We start from the raw sequence: 19,982 nt of genomic DNA, 5'->3' as shown, positions 1-19,982 counted from the left end.
GCGGCGCAGGCCTGCGCCGTCAACAACGAGATGGGCTGGGACACCAGCAAGATCAACGTGAACGGCGGGGCGATCGCCATCGGCCACCCGATCGGTGCGTCCGGCTGCCGCATCCTGGTCACGCTGCTGCACGAGATGGGCCGGCGCAACGCCAAGAAGGGCATCGCCTCGCTGTGCATCGGCGGCGGCATGGGCGTGGCGCTCACCATCGAACGGTAATCCCCCCTCAACACATTCAACCAAGGAGAGAGCGACATGGCAGACAACAACAAGGTGGTGCTGGTCACCGGCGGCATGGGCGGACTGGGCGAGACCATCTCGACCAAGATGGTGGACGCGGGCTACACGGTGGCCGTGACCTATTCGCCAGGCAACACGTCGCACGCGCAGTGGGTGGACCAGATGGCATCCCGCGGCTACAAGATCACGGCGGTGGCCTGCGACGTGGCCGACTACGACTCCTGCGTCAAGGCCGTGGGCGAGGTGCAAGCGGCGCTGGGCCCGATCGACGTGCTGGTCAACAACGCCGGCATCACGCGCGACATGACCTTCAAGAAGATGGACACGGTCAACTGGAACGCCGTCATGCGCACCAACCTGGACAGCCTGTTCAACATGAGCAAGCAGGTCGCCGACGGCATGGTGGAGCGCGGCTGGGGCCGCATCATCAACGTCTCGTCCGTCAACGGCTCCAAAGGTGCGTTCGGCCAGACCAACTACTCGGCCGCCAAGGCGGGCGTGCACGGCTTCACCAAGGCGCTGGCATTGGAAGTGGCCAAGAAGGGCGTGACGGTCAACACCATCTCGCCGGGCTACATCGGCACCAAGATGGTCACGGCGATTCCGAAGGAAGTGCTGGACAGCAAGATCCTGCCGCACATCCCGGTCGGCCGCCTGGGCAAGCCGGAAGAGGTTGCCGGCTTGATCATCTATCTGGCTTCGGAAGAAGCCGCCTTCGTGACGGGCGCCAACATCGCCATCAACGGCGGCCAACACATGCAATAAAGCTCTCCCCGTTTGGTCGGCCTTGCGGCCGACCCCTACCCCTCAAGGGGCGCCGCCAGCGGCCTGGCAGAGCCAGTTCCGCGGCGTCCGCTGGCATGGCCTGCTCCGCGGCCTTTTGAACCGCTGCATGCAACCCTCGCTCGATCTGCTGCCACTGACGTGCAGCGCAAGGACAGAGATGATTTTCAAACACGGCATCGACCAGGCCGCACTGGTCACGCAATTCACCGAAGCCTCGGCCAAGCAGGGCGAGGCGGTCCGCAAGGCGGTGCACGACGCCACGCTCAAGGCCTTGCAGAGCCGCGAACTGACGCTGGCCAACATCCGCCAGGTGCTGGGCACGGTGACCAAGGCGGCCTCGGCCGGCGCGGCCGGCAGCTCCCTGCCGGCGCCCGACGTGGAGGCCCTGCTGGGCAAGGCCTTCGCGGGCATGGACGGTGCGCTGGAGCAGGCCGTCCAGGCCAGCCAGCGCGCGCTGCAGCAGATGGTGGACCAGGGCGCGAGCCTGCGCGAGACGCAGCTCAAGAAGGCGCTGGCCGACATCGAGAAGATGGAGGACGCGCTGTTCGCCAGCGTGCGCAAGGCCGCGGCCGGCGCGGGCACGACGCCCACGCTGCCCGAGGGCCCGTGGACCCCCGTGCTCGCCAAGCTGCAGGGCCAGCACACTGGCACCGGCGCGCGTGCCACGGCGGCGGTCGAGCAGCTGATGGCCGACACGCAGAAGGGCTTGCGCGATGGCCGCGCCATGGGGCTCAAGGCCTCGCAGGCGATGCTGGACAGCTACGCCACGCTGGTCAGCGGCGTGCTGATCGGCATGTCCGATGCGCTGCAGAAGGCCCCTGCGCCGGCGGCGGCCAAGAAGACCGCCAAGCGCTGATCGCCACCGGCATAGCAGGAGGAACCGATGGCGTGTTCCGCGGCAAGACGGGCGAGCTGCGGTATGCGTGAGCCCGCACCGGGCAGCTACGGATGCGCCTGCGGCGACCTTGTGCCATAAGCGTCCATGACCACCGCCGAGCCGCCCCCCCCTGCCGCCGGCGCGCGCGGAACCCGCGCGCGCCGCTGGCCACGCGTGCTGCGCTGGGGTGCGGCACTCGCGCTGGTGGGCCTGGCCGCCCTGGCCGGCTACCAGGCCGCGCTGCACACGGCGATGGACCGCCTGCGCGAGGCCGCGGCCTACCGTCTGGAGATGCTGTCCGGCGTGCTGGAGTCGGACCTGCGCCGCTTCGAGCACCTGCCCGCACTGCTGGACCTGGCGCCGCCGATCCCCGCGCTGCTCGGTGCACCGCGCGACCCGCAGCTGCGCGCCGCCGTCAGCCGGTACCTGGGCAGCGTGAACGCCGCCGCGGGCGCCGAGATGCTGTATGTGCTCGATGCCGACGGCGTCTCGATCGCGGCTTCGGACTTCGACCAGCCCGGCACCACCGTGGGCCAGAACCTGTCGTTCCGGCCCTACGTGCGCGATGCGCTGGGCGGCGGCCGGGGCCGCTTCTATGGCCTGGGCATCACGAGCGGGCGCCCCGGCTACTTCCTGTCTTATCCGCTGCGTGGCGCGCCGCCCGCGCGCGGCGTGGTGGCGGTCAAGGTGAACCTGGCCGAGGCCGAGCGCAATTGGCGCAGCCTGCCGGGCGACGTGCTGCTGGTCGACGAGCGCGGTGTCGTGATCCTGACCACGCAGGAGCTGCTGCGCTTTCGTCCCCTGCGGGCGCTGGACGAGGCGCAGAAGGCCGAGGTGCGGCACGCGCGGCCCTATGGCGACGCCAGCCTGCAGCCGCTGCAGTGGACGCAGAAGGCGGCCCTGGGCCGCGAGGTCGCCGTGGTGGCGCTGGACGGCCGCGACCAGCTCGCCTCGTTCGCGCGGCTGCGGGCCGCGCCCTGGCAATTGATCGCGCTGGACGATCTCGCCTCCGCGCGCAACACCGCACGCAACACGGCGTTGACGAGCGCGCTGGCCATGTCGGTGCTGCTGCTGGTGGGCGTCACGCGGTGGCAGCGCCGCCGCGCGGTGCGCCACCGGCTGGCCAACCAGGCCGCGCTGCAGGCCGCGCACGATTCGCTGGAATCGACCGTGGCGGCCCGCACCGCCCAGCTGCGCGATGCGCAGAACGAACTCGTGCATTCCGGCAAGATGGCCGCGCTGGGGCAGATGTCGGCCGGTCTTGTGCACGAGCTGAACCAGCCGCTGACCGCGCTGCGCGCGCTGGCCGAGAGCGCCGCCATCCTGCAGGAGCAGAACCGGCCGCACGAGGTGCAGGACAACCTGCACCGTATCACGCGCATGGTGGACCGGCTGGCGCGGCTCACCACCCAGCTCAAGACCTTCGCGCACAAGGCCGAGACGCCGGGCGCGCCGGTGCCGCTGGCGCATTGCCTGGCCGACGCGCAGGCCAGCGTGGCTGAGGCCGCCCGCACGGCCGGGGTGAACACGGTGGTCGACCTGCAGCCACCCGACCTGCAGGTGCTGGCCGACGAGGCTGCGCTGAGCAGCGTGCTGGTGAACCTGATGCGCAACGCCATCGAGGCCATGCAGGCCACGCCCGAGCGCACGCTGCGCATCATGGCGCGCCGACGTGGCCAGCGCGCCGTGGTCGAGGTGCGCGACACCGGCCACGGCATCGCTGCCGACATCCTGCCGCGCCTGTTCGAGCCCTTCGTCACCAGCAAGCCGGCGGGCGCCGGGCTGGGGCTGGGCCTCGTGATCTCGGCGCAGCTGCTGCGCGCGCTGAACGGCAGCCTGAGCGCGCACAACACGGCGGGCGGCGGTGCCTGCCTCGTCATCGAGCTGGACGCCGTGCCCCCCTCCACCACCACCGAATGAAACAGACGATGAACACCATGGCCACCATCCGCGTCCTGCTGGTCGAGGACGACGAGGACGTGCGCCTGAGCACCGCCCAGGTGCTGCAGCTGGCCGGCTTCGAGGTCGAGGGTTTCGCCAGCGTGGAGGCGGCACGCGCGTTGATCCGGCCCGACGCGCCGGTGGTGGTGGTGTGCGATGTCAAGCTGCCCGGCGCCAGCGGCATCGACTGGCTGCAGCAGATCCGCGCCACCGATGCCGAGCTGCCGGTGATCCTGGTCACCGGCCACGGCCACATCGCGATGGCCGTGCAGGCCATGCGCGACGGGGCCTACGACTTCATCGAGAAACCGTTCACGCGCGAGCGGCTGGCCGCCATCGTGCGCCATGCGGCGGAGCGCCGGCAGCTGGCGCTGCAGGTGCGGGAACTGCGTGACGCGCTGGAGAACTGGCATGGCATCCAGGCGCTGCTGATCGGCCGCTCGGCCGAGATGCAGAAGGTGCGCCGCACCGTGATGACGCTGGCCGACACCTCGGCCGACGTGCTGATCTACGGCGAGACCGGCACCGGCAAGGAACTGGTGGCGCGCTGCCTGCACGAGCACAGCGAGCGCCGGCGCAGGAACTTCGTGCCGATCAACTGCGGCGGCCTGCCCGAGAACCTGGCCGAGAGCGAGCTGTTCGGCCACGAGGCTGGCGCCTTCACCAGCGCCAACCGGCTGCGCGTGGGCAAGTTCGAGCATGCCGACGGGGGCACGCTGTTCCTGGACGAGATCGAGAGCATGCCGATGGGCGTGCAGATCAAGCTGCTGCGCGCGCTGCAGGAGCGATCGATCGAGCGCATCGGCTCCAACAAGAGCATCCCGGTCGACTGCCGCATCGTCGCGGCCAGCAAGAGCGACCTGCAGGAGTTGTCGGAGCAGCACAAGTTCCGGGCCGACCTGTACTACCGCATCGGCGTGGCCTTCATCGAACTGCCGCCGCTGCGCGAGCGGCGCGAGGACATCCCGCTGCTGTTCGAGCACTTCTGCCTGATGGCGGCCAGCCGTTTCAGCTGCGCCGTGCCCGAGCTCACCGGCGCCCAGCTGGCCGACCTGATGGGCTATGGCTGGCCCGGCAACGTGCGCGAGCTGCGCAACGTGGCCGACCGCTTCGTGCTCGGCCTGCCCGGTGAACGCCTCACGCGCGGGCGCGGCACGGCCGATGCACAGGCCCTGCCGCGCAGCCTGCCGCAGCAGGTCGAGGCCTACGAACGCGCGGTGGTGGTGGAGATGCTGCGGCGCCACCAGGGCGACCAGTCGGCCACGGCCCAGGCGCTGGGCATCCCGCGCCAGACGCTGCACGACAAGCTGCGCAAGCTGGCGGTGTCGGCGGAGGAATTCCGCTAGGCTAGCCGGCGACCGGCGCCGGCTGGCCGGGGCTGCGGTAGTTCTGCCAGCCCCTGGCACGCAGCACGCAGGCCGGGCAGCCGCCGCAGCCGTAGCCCCAGTCGTGGCGCGCGCCGCGTTCGCCCAGGTAGCAGGTGTGGGTGTGCTCGACCACGAGGTCGACCAGCGCCTTGCCGCCCAGGCGTCCGGCCATGCGCCAGGTGTCGGCCTTGTCGATCCACATCAGCGGCGTGTCGATCAGGATGCGCCGGTCCATGCCCAGCGACAACGCGATCTGCATGGCCTTGATGGTGTCGTCGCGGCAGTCCGGGTAGCCCGAAAAATCGGTCTCGCACACGCCCGTGACCAGCACGTCCAGCCCGCGCCGGTAGGCGAGCGCGGCCGCCAGCGTCAGGAACAGCAGGTTGCGGCCCGGCACGAAGGTGTTGGGCAGGCCGGCGCCTTCCATTTCCATCGCGATGTCGCGCGTGAGCGCCGTCTCGCTGATCTCGCCCAGCACGGGCACGGCCAGCAGGTGGTCTTCGCCCAGGCGTCCTGCCCATTGCGGGAATTGCGCGCGGAACTGGCGCAGCACCTGCAGCCGCGCATCGAGCTCGATGCGGTGGCGCTGGCCGTAGTCGAAGGCGATGGTCTCGACGCGCTCGTACTGCACCAGGGCATGGGCCAGGCAGGTGGTGGAGTCTTGGCCGCCCGAGAACAGCACCAGCGCATGGCGCGGCAGCGTCATTGCACGCCTTGCGCGAAGACGGGCCGCAGCGCGCCGTAGACGGCACGGAAGCGCTCCAGCCGCGGCTGGTGCAGTGCGGCGGTGCCTTCGCCCGGCGTGAACAGCCCGCGCCGCGGCGGCACGGTGCAGACCGCGGCCTCGTCGCCGCCATCCGCCAGCCAGGCCAGCCGCGCGGCGCCCAGCGCACCGCCCGATTCGCCGCCCACGCCGAGGGCCAGCGGCGCCTGCAGGATGTCGGCCAGCAACTGCGACCACCAAGCGCTGCGCGCGCCGCCGCCGACGAGCGACAGCGGCTTCGCACCCGGCGGGCGCGACAGCGTGTCCAGCCCGTCGCGCAGGCCGTAGCCCACGCCCTCGACCACGGCGTAGGCGATGTCGGCGCGCGAATGCGCGGGCGTGAGCCCGTACAGCACGCCGCGCGCCTGCGCATCGTTGTGCGGCGAGCGCTCGCCGGACAGGTAGGGCAGGAACAGCGGTGCCTGCGCGCGCGCCCCGTCGTCCAGCGACGCCGCCGCGTGGAAGAAGCCCGGCACGTCGGCAAAGCCGAAGCTGCGCACGGCCCAGTCCACGCTGCTGGCGGCCGACAACATGACCGACATCTGGTGCCAGCGGCCGGGCAGCGCATGGCAGAACGCATGCACGGCGCGCGCCGGGTTCGGCGTGAAGCCATCCGAGCAGACGAAGATCACGCCCGACGTGCCCAGCGACAGGAAGCCCTGCCCCGGCGACACCAGGCCCATGCCGACCGCGCTGGCCGCGTTGTCGCCGCCGCCGCCCGCGATCGGGATGCCGGCCGTCAGGCCCCAGCGCTGCGCCATCTCCGGCTTGAGCGTGGCCGACACCGCGCTGCCCTCGACCAGCCGCGGCATGTGTTCGCGCGTGAGGCCGCTGGCGGCCAGCAGCGCGTCGGACCAGTCGCGCTGGGCTACGTCCAGCCACAGCGTGCCGGAGGCGTCGGACATGTCGCTCACGGCCTCGCCGCTCATGTGCAGGCGCAGCCAGTCCTTGGGCAGCAGCACGCGGCGGGTGCGGGCGAAGATCTCGGGCTCGTGCTCGCGCACCCACAGCAGCTTGGGCGCGGTGAAGCCCGGCATGGCCAGGTTGCCGGTGATGCGGGCCAGCTCGGGCACGGCGCGCGTGAACGCCTCGCACTGCGCGGCGCTGCGGCCGTCGTTCCACAGGATGGCCGGCCGCAGCACGGCGTTGGCCGCGTCCAGCAGCACGGCGCCGTGCATGTGGCCGGACAGGCCGATGGCGCGCACGCTGCGCATGGCGTCCGGATGGCGCACGCGCAGCGCGGCCATCACGACGTCGAGCGCATCGGCCCAGGCCTGCGGCTGCTGTTCGGACCACTGCGGCTGCGGCCGCTGCAAGGTCAGGGCGGCATGGGCGACGCCCACGACCCCGTGGTCGTCGGCGAGCAGCAGTGCTTTGAGTTCGGAAGTTCCGAGATCGAGTCCCAGGTACATGGCAAGAACACTTCAAGAAGCGCCGCCGAAGCGATGTTCCGCCTGACGGCGGAACTCCGTGGGCGTCACGCCCTTGAGCTCCAGAAAACGGCGGTTGAAGTTTGCCACGTTGTTGAAACCGACCTGGTAGCAGATGTCGGCGACGAAATGGTCGGTCTGCATCAGCAGCCGGCAGGCGCTGTTGATGCGCACCATGTTGACGAAATCGGTGAAGCTGTTGCCGGTGGCGCGCTTGAAGAAGCGCGACAGCCGGCTCTCGCTCATGCCCAGCTCGCCGGCCAGGTCCGCCAGGCTGACCGAGGCCGCCAGGTCGCCCGTGATGCGGTCGACGATGCGGTTGATCTGCTCCAGCTCGCCGTCGCCCTCGGCGCCCTGGATCTGCACGGTGGACAGCAGCCTGTAGTCGCCGCACTGGGCCAGGTCGGCCAGGTACTCGCAGAAGTGGCCGAAGCGGCGCACGCCGCGCGTGGCCTTGACGGCCTGCCAGTGCGCCTGGGCGCGGCCCGACAGGCCGAAGAACTCGATGCCGTGCCGCGCGCGCTGCAGCAGCGCCATGACTTCGCGCAGTTCCGGCAGCTCATGCGCGGCGCGTTCGAGCGGCGCGTGCTCGAACTGGATCACGAGGTCGCGCTCGGCCACGCCCGCGCCGGCGTCCAGCGAGATCCAGTTGTGCGGCAGCCGGGGCCCGCACAGCACCAGGTGGCCGGGCTCGAAATGGCCGATCCAGTCGCCCACGAAGGCCTTGCCCGAGGTGCGGGTGATCAGGTGCAGCTCGTACTCGTCGTGGAAGTGCCAGCGCGCCAGCGGCGTCGGAAAGCCGTGCGCCAGGCAGCGCACCAGGCCGCCGTCCGCGGGCGCCTCGTAGCCGAGCGCGGGCGAGCGCGTGAACTCGCCTTCCAGCTCGGGCTGGCGCTGGCGGGGTCGGCTGCGCGGCGCGGGCATGGCGTTCAGCCGGCAGCGGCCTGCGCTTGCAGAGCCTCGACGGCCGCGCGCTGCGGCGGATCGGCGCCCTCGCGCGCGCAATTCAGTGCGGCGGCCGTCGCGGCGAAGCGCAGCACCGCGGCCCAGGCGGCGGTGGGCAATGCCGCCAGCGTGGCGGCATCCTCCACGCCCTGGTCGAGCAAGGCGGCCGACAGGCCTGCGCCGAAGGTGTCGCCGGCGCCGATGGTGTCGACGACCTGCACCGGCGGCGGCCGCACGGCCAGCGGCGCATGGCCCGGCCGGTACAGCGTGGCCCCCTGGGCGCCGCGCGTGAGCAGCACGGCGAGCGGGCCGGCCTGCAGCCAGGCCTGGGCCAGGTCATCGAACGGCTGGCCGGGCGCGAGCAGCGCGCAGTCTTCGTCGCTGAGCTTGAGCAGCTCGCACGCGGCGATGCATTCGGCGCAACGCGCGCGCCAGGCGGCCAGATCGTCGACCAGGCTGGGTCGGGCGTTGGGATCGAACACGCGCAGCACGCGGCCGCGCTGCGCGCGCGCGAAGTCCAGCACGCGCTGGCCCGAGGGTTCGCGCGTGAGCAGGTTCGAGCCGTAGTGCAGCCAGCGGCAGTCGCCGGGCAGGGCCGGCAAGGGATCGGGCGCCCACAGCACATCGGCCGTGGCCTGCATGTAGAAGGCGTAGCGGTTGGTCTGCGGCAGCCGCTCCACGAAGGCCAGCGTGCTGGGCGCCGGGCTGCGCAACACCAGGTCGGTGGCGATGCCGTTGGCCTGCAGGTGGGCCAGCAGGCGTTCGCCGAACATGTCGGTGGACAGCTGCGTGAGGTAGCCCACAGGCACGCCCAGCCGCGCGGCCGCGACCGCGCCGTTGAGCAGCGCCCCGCCCACATGGCCCTGGAACTGCAGGCCTGCATCCGGCACGGCCGTGAAGTCGATCAGGGCTTCGCCGACGAAGGCGACGCGAAAGCTCACGACGGTGCCCTCCCCTGGACGAACGCCGCCACGCGCCGGCCGGCCGTGCGCAGCGCCGCCAGCAGGCGCGCATCGCCGGCCAGGTCGCCCCACAGCGTGCGGTCGGCCGCCAGCGCGGCCTCGGGATCGGGCGCGGCGCAGATGGCATGCGCGGCGGCCGGGTCCATGCCCTGGTCCTGGTAGGCATAGGGCAGCGTGCCCGCATGCCAGCGCTGCAGGAACGCCAGGAACAGCGCGGGCAGCATGGCCACGGCCGCAATGTCCTGGCCGGCGGCCAGGCGCTCGCGCACGGTGGGGGCGATGAAGCCCGGGATCTTGGCGAAGCCATCCGCCGCCACGCGCTGGTTGGTGTCGCGGATCGCCGGGTTGGCGAAGCGGTCCAGCACCACGTCGCGGTAGGCCGGCAGGTCCACCGGGCTGGGCGCATCGGGGCGCTGCAGGCAGGCAATGACGTCGTCGGTCACGTAGTCGTAGGCCATTTGCCGGATCGCGGGGGTCAGGGTGCCTTCGTGGATGTACTGCAGGCCGGCCAATGTACCCGCCCAGGCGATGCAGCTGTGGCTGGCGTTCAGGATGCGGATCTTGGCCTCCTCGTAGGGCTGGACCGAGCGCACCAGTTCGACGCCGACATGCTCCCAGGCCGGGCGGCCGGCGGCGAAGTCGTCCTCGATCACCCACTGGATGAAGCTCTCGCCCGTGATGGGCGCGGCGTCGTCGATGCCGGTGGCCTGGCGCACGCGTTCGCGCAGCTCGGGTGGCGGGCGCGGCGTGATGCGGTCCACCATGGCGTTGGGGCAGGTGGTGTTCTGCCGCGCCCAGGCCGCCAGCGGGCCTTCGCCCGCCGCCTGCAGGAACGCCAGCAGCGCGGCGCGGAAACGCTCGCCGTTGTGGCGCAGGTTGTCGCAGTTGAGCAGCGTGAGCGGGCCGCCGCCGGCCGCGTGGCGCGCGCGCAGGATGGCGGCCACGGCGCCGTAGATGGTCTCGCCGGCCTCGCCGCGCGCCGCGCGCGCGATGTCGGCCGCCACCTCGGGGTGGGCGATGTCGAGCCGGTGCGCGCTGTCGAGGTAATAGCCCGCCTCGGTCACCGTGAACGAGATGATGCGCGTGGCCGGATCGGCGCCGCGCGCCACCAGCCCCGCCAGCCCGGGCGCGTAGGGGATCACCTCGCGGATCGCGGTGATGCGCTCGTAGCGGTGCACGCCGGCCGGGGTGATCGTCTCCAGCGTGTAGGCGCCGCCCTGCGCGGACAGGGCCTGCACCACTTCGGCCATGTCGTGGCGGATGTTGCCGGCGGAAAGCGTCCACCGCGTGTCGCCGGCATCGTGCAGCCGCTGCAGGTAGACCGCCTGGTGCGCGCGGTGGAAGGAGCCCAGGCCCAGGTGCAGGATGGTGGAAGTGGTCATGGCTCAGGCAGCGGCCAGCGTGCGGCCATCGCGGTTGAACAGGTGCAGCACGGCGGGATCGATCTCCACGCCGACCACGTCGCCCTCCTCCAGGTGCGTGCGCTCGTTCTGGCGCGCGATCAGGTTCACGCCGTTCACGTCCACATGGATCAGCGTGTCCGAGCCCAGCGCCTCGATCAGGTCCACGCGGCCCTGCAGGCCGCTGCGGGTGGTGGGCAGCACGCGCACGCCCTCGGGCCGCACGCCCAGGAAGCCGTCGATGGGCAGCCGGCCCTGCGTCATCTGCGCGATGCCGGGCAGCGCCTGCGCCGGCAGCATGTTCATGGACGGCATGCCGATGAACTGCGCCACGAAGCGGTTGGCCGGCCGGTCGTACAGGTCCAGCGGCGAGCCGACCTGCTCGATCAGCCCGTCCTTGAGCACCACCACGCGGTCGGCCAGCGTCATGGCCTCGACCTGGTCGTGCGTGACATAGATGGTGGTGGCGCCCAGCGACTCGTGCAGCTTCTTGATCTCCACGCGGGTGTTGCCGCGCAGCGCGGCGTCCAGGTTGGACAGTGGCTCGTCGAACAGGAACACCTTGGGCGCGCGCACGATGGCGCGACCGATGGCCACGCGCTGGCGCTGGCCGCCCGACAGTTCCTTGGGCGTGCGCTGCAGGTAGTTGGTGAGGTTCAGCTGCGCGGCCGCGCGCTCGACCTTGGTCTTGATCTCGGCCGCATCGACCTTGGCCAGCTTGAGCGCGAACGACATGTTGTCGTACACGCTCATGTGCGGGTAGAGCGCGTAGCTCTGGAACACCATGGCCAGGTCGCGCTTGCCCGAGGGGGCGTACGTGATGTCGCGGCCGTCGAGCATGAGCTGGCCGCTGGTGATGGGCTCCAGGCCCGCGATCAGCCGCAGCAGCGTGGACTTGCCGCAGCCCGAGGGGCCGACGAAGACGATGAACTCGCCCTTCTCGATCTGCAGGTCGACGCCCTTGATGATGTGGGCGTCGCCGAAGCTCTTCTTGACGTTCTTGAGTTCCAGGTAGGACATGGGGACTCCCTTTACTTGACGGCGCCGAAGGTCAGGCCTTGCACCAGTTGCTTTTGCGAGAACCAGCCAAACACCACGATGGGCGCGATGGCCATCAGAGACGCGGCCGACAGCTTGGCCCAGAACAGGCCCTCGGGGCTGGAGTACGAGGCGATCAGCGTGGCCAGCGTGCCGGCCTTGGCCGAGGTGAGGTTCAGGGCCCAGAAGGCCTCGTTCCAGCTCAGCACCAGGCACAGCAGGCCGCACGAGGCCAGGCCGCCGACGGACAAGGGCAACACCACCTCGCGGAACTCGGTCCACAGGTTGGCGCCGTCCATGCGCGCGGCCTCCAGGATCTCGCCCGGGATCTCCTTGTAGTTCGTGTAGAGCATCCACACCATGATGGGCAGGTTGGACAGCGTGAACACGAGGATCAGCGCGGGCAGCGTGTCCAGCATGCCGGCGCTCTGCGCCAGCACATAGATCGGCACCAGTGCGCCGACGGCCGGCATCATCTTGGTCGACAGCATCCACATCAGGATGTCGCGCGTGGACTTCGTCTTGAAGAAGGCCATCGAGTAGGCGGCCGGCGCGGCGATGGCCAGGCCCAGGATGGTCGATGCCACGCTGGCGATCAGCGAGTTCCTGGCATAGAGCAGGTAGTCGCTGCGGCTCTGCACCTCGGCGAAGTTGTGCAGCGTGGGCTCGAAGACGAACAGCGGCGGCACGGCGATGGCCTGCAGCTCGGTCTTGAAGGCCGTCAGGAACAGCCAGCCCAGCGGGAAGAACAGCAGCAGGGCCAGGGACCAGGCCGCCACCGTGCGCAGCGCGGTGGGCCAGAAGGTGTTGGGAGGGGTGCTGGCTTGCATGGTTCAGTCGAGGTTCTTGCCGATGATGCGGATCAGGAAGGCCGCCACGATGTTGGCCAGCACCACCGCGAACAGCGCGCCGGCCGAGGCCACGCCCACGTCGAAGTTCAGGAGCGACTGCTTGAAGATCATGTAGGTCAGGTTGGTGCTGGCGTTGCCCGGCCCGCCGCTGGTGGTGATCGCGATCTCGGCGAACACCGACAGCAGGAAGATCATCTCGATCATGATGACCACCGCCATGGCCCGTCCCAGGTGCGGCAACGTCAGGTAGAAGAAGCGCTGCACGGCCGTGGCGCCGTCCATGCGCGCGGCCTCCATCTGCTCGCGGTCCAGCGACTGCAGCGAGGTGATGAAGATCAGGCAGGCGAACGGCAGCCACTGCCAGGCCACCATGACGATGACCGAGAACAGCGGCAGGTCGGTCAGCCAGTCCACCGGCTGGGCGCCGAAGAACTTCCACAGGTTGGCCAGCACCCCGTAGATCGGGTTCATCATCATGTGCTTCCACAGCAGCGCGTTGACCGCGGGCATGACGAAGAAGGGCGAGATCAGCAGCACGCGCACGATGCCCTGGCCCGGGAACGGGTCGTTGACGAGCAGCGCCAGCAGCACGCCGCCGATGAGCGTGATGAGGATCACGCTGCCGATCAGCACCAGCGTGTTGCCCACCGCCGGCCAGAAGTCCGGATCGGTGACGAAGTACTCGAAGTTCTCCAGCCCCGCGAACGGGCGTTCGCCGGGCTGGATGAGGTTGTAGCTGACGAACGAGAAGTACAGCGTCATCAGCAGCGGCACGATCGACCAGAGGAGGAGCGTGACGACCGCAGGGGCCATCAGGGCCCGGGGCAACAGCCGGTTCATGGGAAAGGCCCGCCTGCGCTTACTTGTAGTAGCCGGCCTTCTTCATCTCGCGCTCGGCCAGGGTCTGCGAGGTCTTGAGCGCCTGCTCCACCGTGGAACGGCCGGCCAGGGCCGCGCTCATCTGCTGGCCCACGCCCACGCCGATGGCCTGGAACTCGGGAATGGCGGCGTACTGCACGCCGACGTAGGGCGACTTGGGCAGCGTGCTGTCGTTCGGGTTGGCCGAGTCGATCGCCTTCTTCTCCGCCGCGGCGAACACCGCGACCTTCTGGAACTCGGGGTTGGCGTAGGTGCTCTTGCGCGTGCCGGTCGGCACGGCATGCCAGCCATGCGTCTTGGCGACCAGGTTCACATAGTCCTTGGAGGTGGCCCAGCGGATGAACTTCTGCGCGGCCTCGTTCTTGGTGGAGCTGGACGGGATCGCCAGGTTCCAGGACCACAGCCAGTTGGCGCCCTTGGGCGTGACGGCGGTGGGCGCCTGGGCGAAGGCCACCTTGTCGGCCACCTTGGACTGCTTGGGGTCGCTGATGAAGGACGCGGCGATGGTCGCATCCACCCACTGCGCGCACTTGCCCTCGTTGAACAGCGCCAGGTTCTCGTTGAAGCTGTTGGCCGACGCGCCGGGCGGGCCGTACTGCTTCATGAGGTCGACGTAGAAGGTGATGGCGTCCTTCCAGGGCTTGGAATCGATCTGTGGCTTCCAGGCCATGTCGAACCATTGGCCGCCCCAGGTGTTGACCATGGTGGTGAGCAGCGCCATGTTGTCGCCCCAGCCCGGCTTGCCGCGCAGGCAGATGCCGTAGACGCCGGCCTTGGGATCGTGCGCCTTGGCCGCGAAGGCCTTGACCTGCTCCCAGGTCGGCTGCTCGCCGAGCTGCACGCCGGCCTTGTCGGCCAGGTCCTTGCGGTACATCAGCATGGAGCTCTCGGCATAGAACGGTGCGGCGTAGAGCTTGCCCTCGTAGGACAGGCCTTCGCGGATGGCCGGCAGCAGGTCGTCCACGTCGTAGGCGGCATCGGTGGCGATCGGCTTGAGCCAGCCCTTCTTGGACCAGATCGGCGCCTCGTACAGGCCGATGGTCATCACGTCGAACTGGCCGCCCTTGGTGGCGATGTCGGTGGTCACGCGCTGGCGCAGCGTGCCCTCCTCGAGCGTGACCCACTTCAGCTTGATGCCGGGGTTGGCTTTCTCGAACTCGGGCGTGAGCTTCTGCATCTCGATCATGTGCCCGTTGTTCACGGTGGCGATGACGAGTTCCTGGGCCTGCGCGGCCAGGCCGGCGGTGGCCAGGGCGGCGATGAGGGCGGTGCGGACGAAACGCTGCATGGTGTCTCCTGTCATGGAATCGGGTGTGCCGCGATTCTGGAGACTTGGCGTTGCGGGCCTTATACCTAATCAGCCCAACATTGATACTTTTATGCGCAATGAACCCCGGATATTCCCTGGTTCCAAAGCATGGAGCATCAGGCTTGTGGGTCAGTTGGGCAGGCCGGGTCGCGCGCACGCGGCGCCGGGCAGGCGTTCATGCATCCCGTGCAGCGCCTGCAGTGCCGGGCTGGTGCCCCACTCTGCGGAAGGCTTATCGGCACCGGGGGCGTTACACCGCTGTCATACGCCCTGCCTACACTGGGACGCATGCAAAAAGGCATCGTCATCGCGGTCGCTGCAACGGCGGGCCGCCTGGTCCTCGAAATCGAAGGTGGCCGCTGCGCCATCCTCCAATTCATCAAGGGCGCCAGCGTGCGTGCCGGCGACGTGCTGGCGGGCAAGTTCTTCAACGTGGGCGGCGCCCGCCTGCAGCACCTGGACGGCCAGGCGGTGGTCTGCGCGATGCTGGGCTTTCGCTCGCGCGAGAAGGCGCTGCGGATGCTGGGCCAGGGCTGATCAGCGCGGCACCGCGCACTGCGCCGCCGGGTCCGCCAGGGCCTGTTGCTCGTCCTCGTTCGCCGCGATGCCCCGCGCGTTCTTGGCATGCGTCACGGCCATGTCGCGCGGCAGTTGCACGCCGTTCTTCACGGCCAGGATCTCGGCCATCACGCTGACCGCGATCTCGGCCGGCGTCTTGCTGCCGATGTAGATGCCGATCGGGCCGCGCAGCCGGGCCAGCGAGGCATCGGTCTGCTCGAAGTGCTCCACCATGCGCTGGTGGCGCGCCTCGTTGTTGCGGCGCGAGCCGATGGCACCGACGTAGAAGGCCTCTGTTTCCAGCGCTTCCAGCAATGCCAGGTCGTCGAGCTTGGGGTCGTGCGTGAGTGCGACCACGCAACTGCGCTGGTCAGGGCGGAAGTCGCGCACCACGTCGTCGGGCATGTCGCGCAGCAGCGTGGCGCCCGCCACGGACCAGGCACCGCGGTACTCCTCGCGCGGGTCGCACACGGTGACCGCGAAGCCCGAGAACAGCGCCATGGTGGCCAGGTACTCGGTCAGCTGGCCGGCGCCGATCAGCAGCATGCGGTACTCGGGGCCGAAGGTGTTGGCGAGTTCGTCGGCGTCCACGCTGAGTTCGGCCGGTGCATCGGCGGGCTCGGTGCGGACCTGGCCATCGGCCAGGCGCACGCTGCGGCGCATCAGCCGGCCGCCCTCCAGCGCGGTCACCAATGCGGCCAGGCTGTCGGCGTCCAGGTCGTGTTCGAGCAGCAGCTCCAGCGTGCCACCGCAGGGCAGGCCGAAGCGGTGCGCCTCGTCGGCCGTGATGCCGTACTTGACGAAGGCCGGCGGGCCGGAGGGCATGCTGTGCGTGGCATCGCCCGCCGGTGCCTGTGCGCCGGCAGCGGCCGAGGCATAGGCCTGGGTGTAGCGGTAGATCAGGTCGTCCTCGATGCAGCCGCCCGACACCGAGCCGAGCACGGCGCCGTCTTCGTTCAACGCCATGATGGAGCCCACCGGCCGCGGCGACGAGCCCCAGGTGCGCACCACCGTGGCCAGCAGCGCTCGCTTGCCGGCCCGGCGCCAGTCGCGCAGGCCACGCAGCACCATCACGTCGAGGTTTTCCATCGCGGTGTCCTTGGCCTGGGGATCAGGCGTCCTTGTCCTTGCCCTTGCCGGTCAGCTTGGCCAGCCAGCCGGCCTTCTCTTTCTCCGGCGCGTCGTCTGCCACGCCGTGGCGCTTGCGCATCTCGTTGTCGAAGCGCTTGAAGAAGTCTTCCGACAGCGACTTGGCCGCGCCGTCGATGAGCCGCTGGCCCAGTTGCGCGACCTTGCCGCCGACCTGGGCCTGCACCGCGTACTGCAGTTCGCAGCCCTCGTCGTTGGGCACCAGGTTGACCTTGGCCGACCCCTTGCCGAAGCCGGCGACACCGCCCTGCCCTTCGAAGGCGATGGTGTAGCTGGCCGGCGCCACGATGTCGGTCAGCACGATCTTGCCGCCGAACTTGGCCGAGACCGGACCGATCTTGAGCGCCATGCCGATGGCGTACTGGTTCTCGCCCGTGGCCTCGACCTTGTCGCAGCCGGGGATGCAGAGCTTGAGCACCTCAGGGTCGTTGAGCGCGTCCCAGGCCTGTTGCTGGGTCACGGCGAGTTGGCGGCTGCCTTGCATTTCCATGGTGGATCCTCTGGGTTGTTGTTCAGTGCTTCATCAGTTGCGCGAGGCTGCGCGCCAGGTCCTGCAAGCGCTCCAGATTGTGGACCGCCAGCATGGCGTGCGCCTGCCGGTGCAGTTGGGCAGCCCCACGCGCGATGGGGGCGTAGCCGTCGAAGCGCAGCAGCGGGTTCAGCCACAGCAGGCGGCGGCAGCGCCGGCGCAGCCAGCCCAGGTGCTCGGCCAGGACGGCCGGCTCGCCGGTGTCCAGTCCGTCGCTGACCAGCAGCACCAGCGTGCGGCGGCCGACCAGGCGGCGGGCGTGGTCGTGGCGCAGCGTCTGCAGGCTGGCACCCAGCTGCGTGCCGCCGGCGAAGTCGGCGATACGCTGCCCGGCGTCGGCCAGCATGTCGTCGGTGTCGGCATGGCGGAAGGTGGGCGTGAGGTCGGTGAGGCGGGTGCCGAAGGCGAACACGTCGCGGCGCGGCAGGCCGCGCGTGGCCGCGTGCAGGAAGGCCAGCAGCAGCCGCGCATAGCGCTCCATGGAGCCGGACACGTCGACCAGCACCAGGAGCGGCAGCGGCTGGCTGCGGCGGGCCAGCCGCGGCAGGCGGATCATCTCGCCGCCGGTGCGTGCGGCCTCGCGCCGCACGCCGGCCCAGTGCAAGCGGCCACCGCGTGTGCCCGGCCGCAGGCGGCGCGAGGGCACCTCGGGAACAGGCAGCGCGATGTCGCGCGCCAGCCGCTCCACCAGCCGGTACTCGCTGGCGGACAAGGTGTTGAAGTCGGCCTGCTTCAGGCGCTGCAGGCCGCTGGCCGTCATCGCGGCGTCGAAGTCGATCTTGTCCTCGTCCTTCTTGGGCGGCACGGCCTGCGCGAAGGCGCGCTGCGGCGACAGCGCCTCGTTCACGCGCGGGCGGCGCTTGCTCGGCTCGGCCCGCCCTTCGCTGGTGGGCAGCATCTGCGCGAGCAGCTTGTTGGCCACGTCGGGGTTGCGGAAGTAGGCGTCGAACAGCTCGCGGAACACGCCGCGGTCCTGCTCGCGGCTGAGCATCACGGCCTCCAGCGCATGCGCCAGCTCGTCGCGGCGGCCGATATCGACCAGCAGCGCGGCCTCCTGCGCCAGTGCGATGCGCGCCGGATCGATGCGCATGCCGGCGCGGCGCAGCGTGCGGCCAAAGCCGCCGATGTTGTCGGCCAGCTTGCCGCGGCGTGCGTCGCCGAGCAGCATCAGGCGTCCAGTGGCTTGAGCAGCGCGGTGGCCATGTCCTGCGTCAGCGCAGCCACGTCCTCGCGCTGCTTGAACAGGATGCCGGCGGTGTCGGCCATGACCTCGGGGTCGACGGCCAGCGTGTCCAGCGCAACCAGCGCCTTGGCCCACTCCACGCTTTCGGCGATGCCCGGTGCGCGCTGGAAGGCGTCGGCAAACGGCGCGCTGCGCAGCCGGCCCACGACCTCGGCCACCTGGGCCGACAACGCCTCGCTGGCCTGGGGCACCTGCGCCCGCACGATGGCCAGTTCGCGTTCGCGCTCGGGGTAGTCCAGCCAGTGGTACAGGCAGCGGCGCTTGACGGCGTCGTTGAGTTCGCGCGTGCGGTTGCTGGTGAGGATGGTCACCGGATTGACCAACGCACGGATGGTGCCGATCTCGGGCACGCTGACCTGGTACTCGCCCAGGTACTCGAGCAGGAAGGCCTCGAAGGGCTCGTCGGCGCGGTCGACCTCGTCGATCAGCAGCACGGCGCCGGGGCTGGGGGTCTGCAGGGCCTGCAGCAAGGGGCGGCGGATCAGGTAGCGCGGCTGGTAGACCTCGCGCTCCAAGGTGGCGGAATCTTCGTGACCTTCCGCAGCCCGCATGTGCAGCAGCTGGGCGGCGTAGTTCCATTCGTACAAGGCCTCGCGCTGCTCCAGGCCGTCGTAGCACTGCAGGCGCAGCAACTGGCGCTGCAAGGCGGTCGAGAGCGCCTTGGCCAGTTCGGTCTTGCCGACGCCGGGCTCGCCCTCCAGCAGCAGCGGGCGCTCCAGCTTCAAGGCCAGGAACACGGCCGTGGCGAGCCGTCGGTCGGCGAAGTAACCGACCTCGGCCAGTGCGGCCGACAGGGCGTCGATGGTGGCGAACAGAGGAATCGAGGGAGAACTCAAGGCACGGCCTCACGCAGGTGGCATGCAAGGAAAAAGGCCCCGCGGGTACGGGGCCTGGCAGCACGCTCTGGTCTGGAATTTATCCGAGTGCCTTGGCGACCGCCCGCTGCGTCTGCACGCTGACCAGGTTGGCGCGGTAGGCGGCGGATGCGTGGATGTCGGCGTTGAGGTCGGTCGCGTCGATCTTCACGCCCGCGGCCGCCTCGGGCGTGAAGCTCTTGGTGAGCGCGGCCTCCAGCTCGGCGTGGCGGAACACGCAGCTGGACGCACCCGTCACGGCCACGCGCACGCCGCTGTCGAACTGGGCGACGAACACGCCCACCAGCGCGAAGCGCGAGGCCGCCTGCTTGAACTTGAGGTAGGCCGCGCGCTTCGGCGTCGGGAAGCGGATCGCGGTGATCAGCTCGCCCTCTTCCAGCGCGGTCGAGAACATGCCGGTGAAGAAATCATCGGCCGCGATCTCGCGCTGCGTGGTGATGACCGTGGCGCCCAAGGCCAGCACCGCGCTGGGGTAGCAGGCCGAAGGGTCGTTGTTGGCCACCGAGCCGCCCAGCGTGCCCATGGCGCGCACCTGGCGGTCGCCGATGTGGCTGGCCAGGTCGGCCAGCGCGGGGATCGCGGCCTGCACCTCGGCACTGTTGGCCACGGCCAGGTGGCGCGTCATGGCGCCGATGACGATGGCGTCGCCTTCCTTCCTGATGCCGGCCAGGTCGGCGATGCCGCCCAGGTCGACCAGCTGGCCGGGGTCGGCCAGCCGCAGCTTCATGGAGGCCAGCAGGGTCTGGCCTCCAGCCAGCGGGCGGGCGCCCGCGGCGGCGAGCTTGGCAGCGTCGGCCGCGCTGGCCGGGCGTTCGATCGTGAATGCGTACATGTTGTTTT

At 70.2% G+C, this 19,982-nt stretch carries 19 protein-coding genes and 1 pseudogene; 6 read left to right on the top strand and 14 right to left on the bottom strand.

The features are described from left to right. The 5 genes and pseudogenes from ASF44_RS29495 to ASF44_RS29475 form a co-directional block, all read left to right on the top strand. Positions 1–219, top strand: a pseudogene (locus ASF44_RS29495) (acetyl-CoA C-acetyltransferase); the annotation flags it as partial. A gap of 36 nt (positions 220–255) precedes the next feature. Continuing rightward, positions 256–1,005 carry an acetoacetyl-CoA reductase gene (phbB, locus tag ASF44_RS29490; protein WP_056902815.1) on the top strand — a complete coding sequence of 250 codons (750 nt, stop codon included), beginning with the start codon at positions 256–258 and terminating at the stop codon, positions 1,003–1,005. A 178-nt stretch (positions 1,006–1,183) separates the two neighbouring features. After that, entirely contained in the window at positions 1,184–1,882 is a 699-nt protein-coding gene (locus ASF44_RS29485; RefSeq protein WP_056902814.1) for a DUF6781 family protein, read from the top strand. A gap of 126 nt (positions 1,883–2,008) precedes the next feature. Beyond that, positions 2,009–3,823, top strand: a complete 1,815-nt coding sequence (locus ASF44_RS29480) for an ATP-binding protein (protein WP_056902813.1) — start codon at positions 2,009–2,011, stop codon at positions 3,821–3,823. Further along, on the top strand, positions 3,820–5,190 hold the full coding sequence (locus tag ASF44_RS29475; RefSeq protein WP_235579390.1) for a sigma-54 dependent transcriptional regulator: 1,371 nt from the start codon (positions 3,820–3,822) through the stop codon (positions 5,188–5,190). Before ASF44_RS29480 ends, ASF44_RS29475 begins: the two co-directional genes overlap by 4 nt. A gap of 1 nt (position 5,191) precedes the next feature. On the opposite strand, the gene queC is transcribed toward ASF44_RS29475, so the two are convergent. From queC to ASF44_RS29430, 9 genes are read right to left on the bottom strand one after another with little or no spacing between them, the layout of a single operon-like run. Continuing rightward, positions 5,192–5,917 (bottom strand): 7-cyano-7-deazaguanine synthase QueC, encoded by a 726-nt coding sequence (queC, locus tag ASF44_RS29470; RefSeq protein WP_056902811.1) that lies wholly within the window; start codon positions 5,915–5,917, stop codon positions 5,192–5,194. Further along, positions 5,914–7,386 (bottom strand): xylulokinase, encoded by a 1,473-nt coding sequence (gene xylB, locus ASF44_RS29465; RefSeq protein WP_056902810.1) that lies wholly within the window; start codon positions 7,384–7,386, stop codon positions 5,914–5,916. Before xylB ends, queC begins: the two co-directional genes overlap by 4 nt. A 12-nt stretch (positions 7,387–7,398) precedes the next feature. Beyond that, positions 7,399–8,328, bottom strand: a complete 930-nt coding sequence (locus ASF44_RS29460) for an AraC family transcriptional regulator (RefSeq protein ID WP_056902809.1) — start codon at positions 8,326–8,328, stop codon at positions 7,399–7,401. 5 nt (positions 8,329–8,333) lie between these two features. Further along, positions 8,334–9,290: a carbohydrate kinase gene (locus ASF44_RS29455; RefSeq protein ID WP_056902808.1), complete on the bottom strand. Its 957-nt coding sequence runs from the start codon at positions 9,288–9,290 to the stop codon at positions 8,334–8,336. Continuing rightward, on the bottom strand, positions 9,287–10,693 hold the full coding sequence (dalD, locus tag ASF44_RS29450) for a D-arabinitol 4-dehydrogenase (protein WP_056902807.1): 1,407 nt from the start codon (positions 10,691–10,693) through the stop codon (positions 9,287–9,289). The genes ASF44_RS29455 and dalD overlap by 4 nt, the downstream gene beginning before the upstream one ends. Before the next feature lie 3 nt (positions 10,694–10,696). Next, positions 10,697–11,731 (bottom strand): ABC transporter ATP-binding protein, encoded by a 1,035-nt coding sequence (locus tag ASF44_RS29445; RefSeq protein ID WP_056902806.1) that lies wholly within the window; start codon positions 11,729–11,731, stop codon positions 10,697–10,699. 11 nt (positions 11,732–11,742) lie between these two features. Further along, positions 11,743–12,579 carry a carbohydrate ABC transporter permease gene (locus tag ASF44_RS29440; RefSeq protein ID WP_056902805.1) on the bottom strand — a complete coding sequence of 279 codons (837 nt, stop codon included), beginning with the start codon at positions 12,577–12,579 and terminating at the stop codon, positions 11,743–11,745. Positions 12,580–12,582: 3 nt separating this feature from the next. Further along, positions 12,583–13,440: a carbohydrate ABC transporter permease gene (locus ASF44_RS29435; protein ID WP_056902804.1), complete on the bottom strand. Its 858-nt coding sequence runs from the start codon at positions 13,438–13,440 to the stop codon at positions 12,583–12,585. Between the two features lie 19 nt (positions 13,441–13,459). Further along, complete coding sequence (locus ASF44_RS29430; protein ID WP_056902803.1) at positions 13,460–14,767, bottom strand: sugar ABC transporter substrate-binding protein; 1,308 nt, start codon at positions 14,765–14,767, stop codon at positions 13,460–13,462. A 309-nt stretch (positions 14,768–15,076) separates the two neighbouring features. Between ASF44_RS29430 and ASF44_RS29425 the strand changes: the two genes are divergently transcribed. After that, positions 15,077–15,325: a hypothetical protein gene (locus ASF44_RS29425; RefSeq protein ID WP_056902802.1), complete on the top strand. Its 249-nt coding sequence runs from the start codon at positions 15,077–15,079 to the stop codon at positions 15,323–15,325. Here ASF44_RS29425 and ASF44_RS29420 read toward each other — a convergent pair whose 3' ends face one another. The 5 genes from ASF44_RS29420 to ASF44_RS29400 all read right to left on the bottom strand — a co-directional run bounded on the left by ASF44_RS29420 (position 15,326) and on the right by ASF44_RS29400 (position 19,974). After that, positions 15,326–16,435, bottom strand: coding sequence for an XdhC family protein (locus tag ASF44_RS29420; protein ID WP_056902801.1), 1,110 nt, complete (start codon positions 16,433–16,435; stop codon positions 15,326–15,328). Between the two features lie 22 nt (positions 16,436–16,457). Beyond that, positions 16,458–16,985, bottom strand: a complete 528-nt coding sequence (locus ASF44_RS29415; RefSeq protein ID WP_056902800.1) for a CoxG family protein — start codon at positions 16,983–16,985, stop codon at positions 16,458–16,460. Between the two features lie 22 nt (positions 16,986–17,007). Then, the gene (locus tag ASF44_RS29410) at positions 17,008–18,192 is read right to left on the bottom strand and encodes a VWA domain-containing protein (RefSeq protein WP_056902799.1); all 1,185 of its coding nucleotides are present in this window, start codon (positions 18,190–18,192) and stop codon (positions 17,008–17,010) included. Next, entirely contained in the window at positions 18,192–19,103 is a 912-nt protein-coding gene (locus tag ASF44_RS29405; RefSeq protein WP_369820970.1) for an AAA family ATPase, read from the bottom strand. Before ASF44_RS29405 ends, ASF44_RS29410 begins: the two co-directional genes overlap by 1 nt. 79 nt (positions 19,104–19,182) lie before the next feature. Then, a complete protein-coding gene (locus ASF44_RS29400; protein ID WP_056902798.1) occupies positions 19,183–19,974 on the bottom strand; it encodes a xanthine dehydrogenase family protein subunit M in 792 nt (263 codons plus the stop codon). Positions 19,975–19,982: the final 8 nt, after the last annotated feature.

This window comes from Pseudorhodoferax sp. Leaf274 (assembly GCF_001422445.1).
Taxonomy (GTDB): domain Bacteria; phylum Pseudomonadota; class Gammaproteobacteria; order Burkholderiales; family Burkholderiaceae_C; genus Pseudorhodoferax.
The sequence above is the reverse complement of the archived record's forward strand: the minus strand, read 5'-3'. Positions and strand labels throughout refer to the sequence as shown.